Here is a 10,161-nt window from a genome sequence, read left to right as displayed (position 1 = left end):
AAACGGTTCACATGCCCTTCAGTGACAATGTTCTTAAATACTATTAGAAATGTCAGAAGGCCCTACTTCATCCCTCAATAAAGGATCAGATAAATGGAAACTTGCTTTTTTCATATTGTTTTATCCATTTCATCAAACCGAATGAAGCTTCAGAGTTTAAAAAATGTCGAAAAAATATGATTTTTCTGCAGCCAAGCAGTTTATAGAAAATATCAATTCTGTTGCTATTTTATCTAAACGGAGGGTTTTTGAGAAAAGCAAAATTCGGATGGAAATATCTTGTCACTTTTGGAGTTATTTTGCACTCGTTTTAAGTGCTATTTTGCACTATAAATCAATATAAAAAGCCCAATTTCTCAACATTAAAATTAAGAAATTGGACCAGTTGCTTAATTCACAAACGCGCCCGATAGTTGAATACCACGCTATTCTTTTAAGTACTTCCTGAGACATTGACTCTCTTTGATACAAAGAAATACACGAATACATAAACAAATAAACTTCCAATTAAAAGATAGTAAATTTTAGCAGTAGAAGTGTGAATAAGCATAGCGAAATACAGAATAAATAATTGTGTATATAATATAACTAAGACAAACACTAGGAAAGAGTTATTTATCTGGGATTTAGAAATAGGGTAAAGTAATGCACTTTGTTTAATTTCATGTTGTAAAGGAATTACTTGAAGTCCAGTTATAAATAAGATTAGGAGATTAAAAATCCAACCACTTGTTGGTATAGCATAATTAACAAATATGCCAATTAAAGTCAGTCTCAAATAAAGGTAAAAGTAGTCATTATATCTTACAAACAAGTATGAGTATAAATATACGAATGCGCTACTTTGACTATATGGGATACACCTTTTCAGAATCAAAGTAAGCAAACGTCTATTCCTAAAAGAACGTTTAAGATTGGGGACATCCATAAAAAAATTAATAAATTTAAAGTTTTGTAATAATGCCCTTTCTTCTTCATCTATTAGCCACTGCCAATTCAGATTTCTTTTTTTTCCTATAAAATAAGTGAAATAGACGAAATTTACACTCATTAAAATAAGTGAAAAAATCCATTCATTTTTTAACAAAAAATAGCACATTAAATATATTGAAAAAAACCTATTTAACCTATGTAACATAAATTGTACATGGTTCTCTAACCATTGTTCATCCCACTTCATTAAAATGTTATAAGCAGTAATCCCCACTATAAAAAAAAGAAAGGTAAGATTTATATTAGTTGTGTGCAAAAATAGGGATAAAAAAACAGTTATGAAGCTTACCAATTTAATAACATCAATAACAAAATTATATATAAGTGATTTAATAAAATACGACTTTAATCCCCATTCTAATGGCAACAAAAACATTATATCTGCCCTTTTAGTAAATGTACGAACTTTTGTCTGTATTAAAATGTAGGTTACAAATAGTGATAGGATTACTTCAACAGGTATTTGAGGAGGTATCCACTGAAGAAATAAATTAAAATAATATATAAAGATACTGCTAATTATTAGAAAAAAATAAACAACATTCGCACCAATTATTGAATAGTACCTGAACATTTTTCTATAATATTCCTGAACCCTTAAACCCCATAATGTTTTTATATCCATAAATATACCTGTACTTTCATGAATTTTACTAAAAACATAGGATACATCAACTATTTCATCTATCCTCACTGCAATGTATGAATTGCTTTGCCCTGAATTCATTTCCTAATGTCACTCATATATATTAAAGTTCTTCCACAAACTTGCTTACATTAGCTGAAGTACATGTAACCTACACCAACATAAATTACCATTTTGTTTAGAAGTGTTATTCTATTAAAGGTAGCCTGATTGCGGAACAAAATTAAAAAGCGCCCTTTAATCAAAATGATAACATGTTAATATTTTACAAGCTAGATATATGTAACAAAACTCGTATTTTAAGTTAAACGATAAAAACCCGTTTTGAAAAAGATTGACCAAAACAGGTTAACCCTATGTGAATCACTATGCAATTTTTATAATAAAGTTTGATCAGCTTCTATTGTTAATCTCTCGCAAGCGCGCCCGATTGGTGAAGATTGATTGTTCTACTGGTACTTATTCCAGTGATTTTACCATTGTGTAATAACTACTTCCAGGTGGGTAGTCTTTAACCTCTCCAACAACCTTATATCCGTGTAATTCATAAAACGATCGAGCTTGAAATTCAAACGTACCTTCGTCGTCAGTTACAATAATATTTATAGGTTGTACTGATCCTTTTTTCTTACATTTTTATGATGAATTGAGTGTTCGTTATTAAATTCCCTTATTTTAGTATTTAAAAAGGTTGAAAACTTTTCGTTGTTTTCCAACAAAACATCTATGCTGTATTTCATTTATTGCTACTCTCTCATCTATATTCTTTTGTACAGTTATTCCGTAAAATGTCCTGTTTGCGGAACAAGAAACACCCCTTCACAATCAAAGGATTTTCGATCAACCCCTTTTACAAAATTATCAATCTTTATTATAAACGATCAGACTTTTTATAACTTATCTAACTTTGTTTTAAAGCCACAGTTTCAGCATTTTTTCTTATTTCTATCTAGCTATAAACTCTTTAATTAAAGTAATTTCATTTACCTCTATACGGTTAGTAACCCCTTGAATAGTACTAGCTCCCCAATTTGGATGCTGTTTTAAAAAGTCTATATCAAAAATCTTTTCCCAACTTTTTTCTAATTCTTGTTGTGAGAAGTCGCTTTTGTCACTTTCAAAATCTTCAAGGTCAAAGTACCATTTATTCAATACAAAGTGCCAAGCTTCAAAATCTGAAAAAAGAACTCGCGTTTCTTCTATATTAATTTTTAGCAACACGCCTCGTTCTTTAGGGTTTAAATGACCATTTTTTCTTAAGTCAGGTCTGTCAATCCATAGCCAAACAGGATATTCCCCTTGGTAACTAGGAATTTTTTGTTTCATCTTTTTCATTATCCATTGGTAAGCTTCAATAAATTCTGGATAAATAAAATTTGGATTGCCAGTAAGGTAACTTTTTCTTTGTATTTCATCCCATTTTTCAGCAGATTGAATTGTCCAATAGGTTCCCATAAAAACCTCTGCCTCCTCTCCTTTTTCTAATTTCATTTTCTTTTTTCTTAAACGCGCTTTTTTAATCAATACTTTTCATAGCCAACATATTGAGTAAGAACTGATTGGGGTTACTCATAGACTCATTCTCAAGCTCTTTAGTGGTTTTTCTAGCTTCTTTTTATATCGCACTAACATTTATAAAACAATAAAGAAATCATAACGATAAAATAGGATAACAGCTCAATACTGAGCCGTTATCCCAATCTTCATATCCAACATTTCCTAGACTTTATCTTCTTTTTTTTCTATTTTGTTCTTTGATGAATTTCCTAGCGTTTTTCATGCCACCCGTACCACTAAACATGTCACTGATCTTTTCTTTTTCAATCATTTTAGAATTCAAATCTTCATATTTAGTTTCTTTTTTTAGTTTCCAATAGCTCTCTAGCCTTTCAACTGATAAAACACCATCTACAATAGCTTGTTGTACTGCACAGTTCGGCTCATTTTTATGTGTACAGTCATTAAATCTACAATCATAAGCAAGTTCATCAATATCAGAAAAGGATTTCGTTAAATCCGCACTAATAATCCCTAGTTCCCTCATCCCCGGAGTGTCTATAACAACACCTAAATTTGGCAACATAATCAGTTCACGTCTTGTAGTTGTATGTCTGCCCTTGTCATCATTTCTTATCCCATTAGTCTCTAATATAGTTTGACCGAGCAGGCAATTGATTAAGGTTGATTTTCCAACTCCAGATGATCCTATAAACGCAACGGTCTTACCATTGGTAAGATATTTCATTAAGGACTGATACCCTTCAGTTAAAGTACTTGTTGTAACAAGCACATCTACACCTATTGCAATAGAAGATATTTCATTAAGTCTTGCCTCTATTTCTTTACATAAATCTGATTTTGTAAGTACAATAACTGGTGTGGCGCCACTGTCCCAAGCAATCGAAAGGTAACGTTCGAGTCTACGAAGATTAAAATCATTATTCAATGACATACATATAAAAATTGTATCAATATTTGTGGCGACAATTTGAATATCTTCCTTAGAACCTGCCACTTTACGTGCAAAAATGCTTTTCCGTGTAAGGATATGATGAATAATCCCGTTTCCCTGTGAATGATCCGTTCTGTCAACCATCACAAAATCTCCAACAGCAGGATATTCAGAAAGTTCTTTTACACTATAATGGAATTTCCCTGATATTTCAGCTGCAATCTCACCATCTTCTGTGATTACCTTATATAGATTTTTAGTTTGCGAAGAAATTCGACCTATAAAAAGACCTTTATATTGTTTAGACTCCAGTATAGATTCTTCAGTAAGTCCCAAATTTTTCATATTAATATTTTTCAATTTCATTTCCTCCTAAAGTTTAGATCATAACTTTTGGGAGGTTTTATGCATAAATTTATTTTGCACATACCTCCCCATTTGCTACAATCTCAACGCTTTGGTTGCTAAACATAAATGCAACATCTCCTTTCCACTACTTATAAACTTTACTATATCACAATGCTCATGACATCCGAGGAAAGATAAATTCCAAAATGCTTCTCTAGCAATTTTTTTCAACTACTTTATAATCTTTTGGATTTTCATTTCTTATTTTTAATATACATAAATAATCCCCCTCCTGTTTTAACTATCTGTTTTCGTTAATGAGTGGATTTGAGTCAATAATTTGGACACAAAAAGCTCACTTTATAATTAAGAATTCAGTTCACTTTTTCATACATTGTACCGTCTGTATCCATAATTTTAATCGATCCAAACCGATGACAAGGTGTAGGGCAAAGTCTTCAATCATTAAATAAGTACTCGGTTTAGTTGCTTATTCTTTCATGATGTTCTTTTTGAAATAGCGGAGGCTAAAAGTTCAATGAATGAGACTAACTTCAAAGATCTTTGCTCTCAAGCAAACGGATGTGATTACATACTGAGTCGATTTTCTTGCAGATCTATCATTATCCTATGTGGAAGCTGTATCGATTTTTGGAGACGGTTGCTTATTTCCTTTTTAAGAAAGGATAGGATAATACTAATCCGAATACATATAAAATTACTAAAAAGTAAACGGGAAGTAAATGTATAAATGTTGTATATCCAATATATATATGGGTTCCAATCCCCGCTATAAACGCAGGTAATGCTCCGACAGCAAGGGTATTCCAAACCCATTGTTCCCCTTTTCTAAACCCCCATAAGGAAAGCATTAAAACAAGCAAACCAACACTTACAAGGGCACTGCCAAATCCTGCTCGGTCATGTGCAATAAGGGGAATCAAATTGTCACTAATACTATCTAACATTTGAGGTGACATGCACAAGAAGCTTAGATCCGTTGGCACAAAAACTTTGGATGCACCTATTGTAGAGATCACTATACCACCTGCTAATATTAAAAACCCTAGTGTAATAAACATGAGTTGTCCATAAAGACCATATTGCCACGCTCTATCATTCTTTCCATGAATGGAGGACGGGGTACCTGTGACTCTTTTTCCTTCCCTAAAACTAAAATAATATATCGGCAATAAGAACAGCCAAAATAAACCGTGTAACCAATCAAAGTAGCCGAAGCCGATAAAAAGAAAAATACCAAGAAATCCTACGATTGCTGCACTATGAAAAGCAATCTTTGCCCAATGCATGTTATATTTAATGCCGTGTCGGGCAAGCTGGATATACAATATTCCTCCAGATATCATTGTTCCAGCTAGTGCTATTCTGTCATGTGACATAAATGATAAGATGAGAGGATTTATTTGAAAAATATCGGCTTTTGACAGTCCGATAAACGATTCATCATAAGGGAGGACAATACTTGTGAATGCAATATATAAAGCGATGATTCCTCCAATTAAGATAGAGAGACCAAATAGAAATGACCAGTACCAGTTTGGATTTTTAATAGGTTGGGCTTTTTCATATAATAATCGTTCATGAATTCGCTTTGGTAACCCTGGCCCAGCTTTTACATACCCATCTGTTAGCATTAACAGATCTGCACCAACACCAACTAAAGCACAAGCCTCCTCCGGTGTCTCCACTCCACCAGAAGTTATGATCGTTAGTTCGGGATGTAAATCTTTAACCTGTTTTACCAATTTAGCTAGCCGTTCATTTGCATTTGCAACTTCATGCCAATAGCTGCCCTCAATTCGACGAGGAGCCTCTATGACAATACCTCCAATACTTGTATGCTGTATTAATGTCCCTATTTCTGATTTTTTTTCGTTCATTTCATCAGCAGAAAAAGATACATAAAAAGAACGCTCTAAACATATTAAACTTTCCTCTACATATGAGATAATCTGCTCACTTGTTCCGACAAAAGCATCTACAAAAGGTGTTAAATGTTGTACAATTATGTCCCATTCATTTCTTTTTACTTGTGCATCTATCTTGGCAAATACGGGAATCCGAATGTTCAAGCTTGTTAATTTTTTGATTGCTAGTTTGAGAGGAACTTTCTCTTGATGATTAGAAAACAAAATATGACTATTTTCCCTTCTTGGTTTTATTTGATTTTTAGGTTCGTTTAATACAATTGGCCCTATTTCTACAAATCCAAATCCCAATTCTTGAAAGGCTTTAATACCTGACAAATTAGGATCAATATGGCCACTTAATCCAATAGGAGAAGGAAATCTAGTATGATAAATTTCCTTCTCAAATTCTCTTGGGGGTTTCATATGCCCTAAAAACCCAATAAGACCTCGACCGCCAGGAGTAGATGCTATTGTACTCATAGATTTATGAAGAAACTCTCTGCTTGTTTTAGGGTTTATTTTATCCAGTAAAAGTTTTTTCAATGGATGATAAGACCAGTCTGGCATAAACAACACCTTCTAAACTTTAATTTGGGCTACTCTCTTTGCTACTCCACTCTTAAGCTTCTCAATTATTTTTCCTTCTTTAATTCTAGCATGTACAATTACATAGCATAAAATATCCTTCTCTATTATTTAATGTACTGCTTCCGAAGTTCAATAAATGCACCACATCTTTAATGACGTTTGATCTTTTAGAATTGAATGTAATTACTTAATAATAAGCAGCCACCTTTTTGCTAGGTAGATCTTGGAACGTCTACACTTACTTTTCTCGGCTAAGTGACCCGGAAGCTGCCTATGAGCAAAGCTCATTTATTGATCCAGTCAACACGAGAGAGATATTAATTGCTCTTAATGAGCCACCTCATGAAGGAATCATTCCTTACATTAGACTGGCTAAGCACACTTGGAAAACAAATAAAAAAAAAGATCAAATTGTTCAATTTTCAGGTGCAGCCTTTGTTACGAAAAACAACTTAAAAAATACACTCTCTTATAAGGAAATAAAAGGGTTAAAATGGCTAAATAAAGACCTTAATAGAGAAGAAATCAGCATTAAAAAAGTCCTTTCGTTAACGCCAATCTCTTCTGCTACACTGGTAAATGTTTTTTCAAGGCTTGCTTCTTGAATCCAATTAATTAGCCTATCAGTAAATGAACGATTGACCTATATCCCGACACGTTTTGCGTGCATTGGCACGTGGAAAAATAATTGTTTTTTTACCATGCTTATATAAGTCTACAACGGTTCCGTATTTTGGACAATATGAAGGATATAGAACAGTAGACTCAACTAAAAATCTATAATCATGTTCACTTTCTTTCATATCCAGAATATTAAAACTTGATAGATTAATCATATTAGTTAACATTTAAACTATCCTTTACTATATATCGCTTCGTAGTTAAAACTTAAATAATAAAAAATGCCTGAGCATTGCACTTCTCAGACATTGAGATTATGAATATTGTCTCTAAGTTTTATTTCTATAATCAGCAATATTTTGGGGTTCATGGTTCTTTGAATTAATCAACTTATAATCCGTTAATAAAACAATAAACAATTTCTTCTTCTAACTGACTTAATTTACGATTTATTTGAGTAGATAGTTCATTGACCAAATTCATGTGGTTTCTTTGATGTTTTTCTGTTAAATCACAAATTAACTTCAATAGACTTATATAACCCATAAAATCGTCTTTAGCTAATGGAGGTTCATGCGAAAGCACATAAATCTCGGCATCAAACATTTCAATATTTTCTAACAGATGTCTAACATTATCAATCTTATATTGTGGTTGTTGTGTGTAAAGACTTGGATATAAACAGTCCCCTAAGAAAAGTACTTTTTCTTCCTCTACAAAAATGAGTGAAGAGTCATCAGAATGATCCCCACCTACATGTTTGATTACACACCGAACACCGCCTAAATCAATGTCAATTTGTTCTTTGAATGTAATATTGGGTAAGGTGATGGTGATATTTCTGTCTATCCCAAATTCTTTTTTTATCATTTCTGAACAAAACCGGCTCTCTAAGCCTTTTTCTACACGGTCATCTAAAGCGTCATCTGACCATTCATATTCCATGATTTTTTCAAGTTGCATTTTTGTTTTTTCATGTGCTATGGCTAACATATTCATCTGATTAGTTCCAAAGCTATGATCCCAATGCCAATGTGTTAATACTACAGAATGATAATTAGTAATCTGACATTGATTTAGTTCATTAAGAAATAATTTAGCATGCTTATCAGAATTTCCTGCATCTACAATTAAAGTTTGGTCAGCTCCACATATGGCAGATAGGATTGGTCGATCTGTTTTAGGGTCACTCGGTAAATAATATATGCGATTGGTTAATTGCTTTAAGTTTTTCCCCATTATCTTAACTCCCTTTGTTTATTTAGTTCCGACAATCTTATTTAATGTATCAAGAACATTTTTTAATTCTGTTAAACTTACTTTTGAGTAATATTTTTCCACAAGCATTTCATCGATTTTTTTAAGAAGCTGATGAAACTCTTGACCCTTATCCCCAATGTAAATAAGGGTCTCTCTACGATTTATTGAATTCACTTGACGAAATATCATTTTCATTTCTTCAAGCTTTGAAATTACTTGGCTAACCGCACTTTTTGAAATATTAAAATGGTTTGCAATATCATTCGCAATTACTGGCTCATTCCGAATGATATAAAACATTATTATTTCTTGTTGAGGAGTTAAGTGAAAGTTTTCTAATTCCTTAACCATTTCGGTTTCTTGTAAAACTAATAACTTGAATTGCTCAAACTTTTGATTGATTTTGTCTATAATTATTAAATAATCATGCATAGATTTATCATCTCCAATTCATTTTAAAGGTTTTATAGTTAAGTTTAATTTACTTAACTATTGTGTATATGTCAATTATTTTTTATATTGTTTTTAAAATAGTAAATCTTATCTTCTTTTTTCTCTTTCTAAGTAATGGATCAGATTCCTCATCTTTAACTTAGTGATTAAAGAAAGCCGAAATATATCGATTCATTACTTGATGGAATTGACCTACGTCAATATTCCATGACAATAAAGGAGAGATAAGGGAAATCTGTAAAAGTATAATGATCTCCTGCTATAAAAGTAAGCATAAAAGTATCTCCCTTTATCCCCTCTTTATAGTGATAATCAGCAAGTGGATTGTCAACACTAAATCAGACAACTTTTTTAAGAGCCGACCGTTTGTATTCAATCGGGCTTAAATAGCCTAGCGTCCCATGAATTCGCAGCTTGTTAAACCAGTTGACATAGTTACTGAATTCGAGTGTAAGATGCTCTAAACGATCGAGCTTTATTTGTTGGACAAATTCCGTATCTGTTTTAGATCAAGTGTACGTGACCTTAATTTTTCTGTCCAGATAAGTGTAGACGCTCCATTCCGTAATTCTCCCAAATAGTGTTCCATCAATCTCTCTATAATTAGGTAACCATCCTGTTGTTTCAAATGTAATAAAAATTATCTGTGACAATAAAATACACCAATTTGAGAAACCCAATATTTTTTCAAAAATGGAACACTTTTTTGCTTTTCAGCCAACTAATATCCCTCTCTGCATTAGATACCATTTTATATTGATATAAGGAAAATTAAAGAATAAGGTTCAAAATTTTACATCTTTTTCTATTGTTTATTTTATTATTGAACTCAACTGCCCTGTTAGTTTAAGAAGAAAACCATAAAAAAA

8 protein-coding genes and 1 pseudogene are annotated in these 10,161 nt (G+C 32.3%); 1 reads left to right on the top strand and 8 read right to left on the bottom strand.

What is annotated here, in order from left to right; all coding sequences use genetic code 11:
• Positions 1-433 precede the first annotated feature (433 nt).
• The 4 genes from BBA02S_RS21680 to BBA02S_RS19015 all read right to left on the bottom strand — a co-directional run bounded on the left by BBA02S_RS21680 (position 434) and on the right by BBA02S_RS19015 (position 6,937).
• The gene (locus BBA02S_RS21680; protein ID WP_370670969.1) at positions 434-1,618 is read right to left on the bottom strand and encodes an ABC transporter permease; all 1,185 of its coding nucleotides are present in this window, start codon (positions 1,616-1,618) and stop codon (positions 434-436) included.
• Positions 1,619-2,584: 966 nt separating this feature from the next.
• Positions 2,585-3,130 (bottom strand): DUF3841 domain-containing protein, encoded by a 546-nt coding sequence (locus BBA02S_RS19025; RefSeq protein ID WP_041114543.1) that lies wholly within the window; start codon positions 3,128-3,130, stop codon positions 2,585-2,587.
• 235 nt (positions 3,131-3,365) lie between these two features.
• Positions 3,366-4,457: a ribosome small subunit-dependent GTPase A gene (gene rsgA, locus BBA02S_RS19020; RefSeq protein WP_041114542.1), complete on the bottom strand. Its 1,092-nt coding sequence runs from the start codon at positions 4,455-4,457 to the stop codon at positions 3,366-3,368.
• A 647-nt stretch (positions 4,458-5,104) separates the two neighbouring features.
• Positions 5,105-6,937 (bottom strand): dihydroorotate dehydrogenase, encoded by a 1,833-nt coding sequence (locus tag BBA02S_RS19015; RefSeq protein ID WP_041114541.1) that lies wholly within the window; start codon positions 6,935-6,937, stop codon positions 5,105-5,107.
• 230 nt (positions 6,938-7,167) lie between these two features.
• Between BBA02S_RS19015 and BBA02S_RS19010 the strand changes: the two genes are divergently transcribed.
• Positions 7,168-7,563, top strand: a complete 396-nt coding sequence (locus BBA02S_RS19010; RefSeq protein ID WP_041096423.1) for a Ger(x)C family spore germination protein — start codon at positions 7,168-7,170, stop codon at positions 7,561-7,563.
• A gap of 406 nt (positions 7,564-7,969) precedes the next feature.
• On the opposite strand, the gene BBA02S_RS19005 is transcribed toward BBA02S_RS19010, so the two are convergent.
• The 4 genes and pseudogenes from BBA02S_RS19005 to BBA02S_RS21400 form a co-directional block, all read right to left on the bottom strand.
• The gene (locus BBA02S_RS19005) at positions 7,970-8,818 is read right to left on the bottom strand and encodes an MBL fold metallo-hydrolase (protein WP_041096425.1); all 849 of its coding nucleotides are present in this window, start codon (positions 8,816-8,818) and stop codon (positions 7,970-7,972) included.
• An 18-nt stretch (positions 8,819-8,836) separates the two neighbouring features.
• Positions 8,837-9,271, bottom strand: a complete 435-nt coding sequence (locus BBA02S_RS19000; protein WP_041096427.1) for a MarR family winged helix-turn-helix transcriptional regulator — start codon at positions 9,269-9,271, stop codon at positions 8,837-8,839.
• Positions 9,272-9,630: 359 nt separating this feature from the next.
• Positions 9,631-9,777, bottom strand: a pseudogene (locus BBA02S_RS21675) (IS3 family transposase); the annotation flags it as partial.
• A 24-nt stretch (positions 9,778-9,801) separates the two neighbouring features.
• Positions 9,802-9,945, bottom strand: a complete 144-nt coding sequence (locus BBA02S_RS21400) for a YfzA family protein (RefSeq protein ID WP_231557232.1) — start codon at positions 9,943-9,945, stop codon at positions 9,802-9,804.
• Positions 9,946-10,161: the final 216 nt, after the last annotated feature.

It is taken from the genome of Bacillus badius NBRC 15713, assembly GCF_001591605.1.
GTDB lineage: Bacteria > Bacillota > Bacilli > Bacillales > Domibacillaceae > Pseudobacillus > Pseudobacillus badius.
This window is presented reverse-complemented; position numbering and strand designations above follow the sequence as displayed.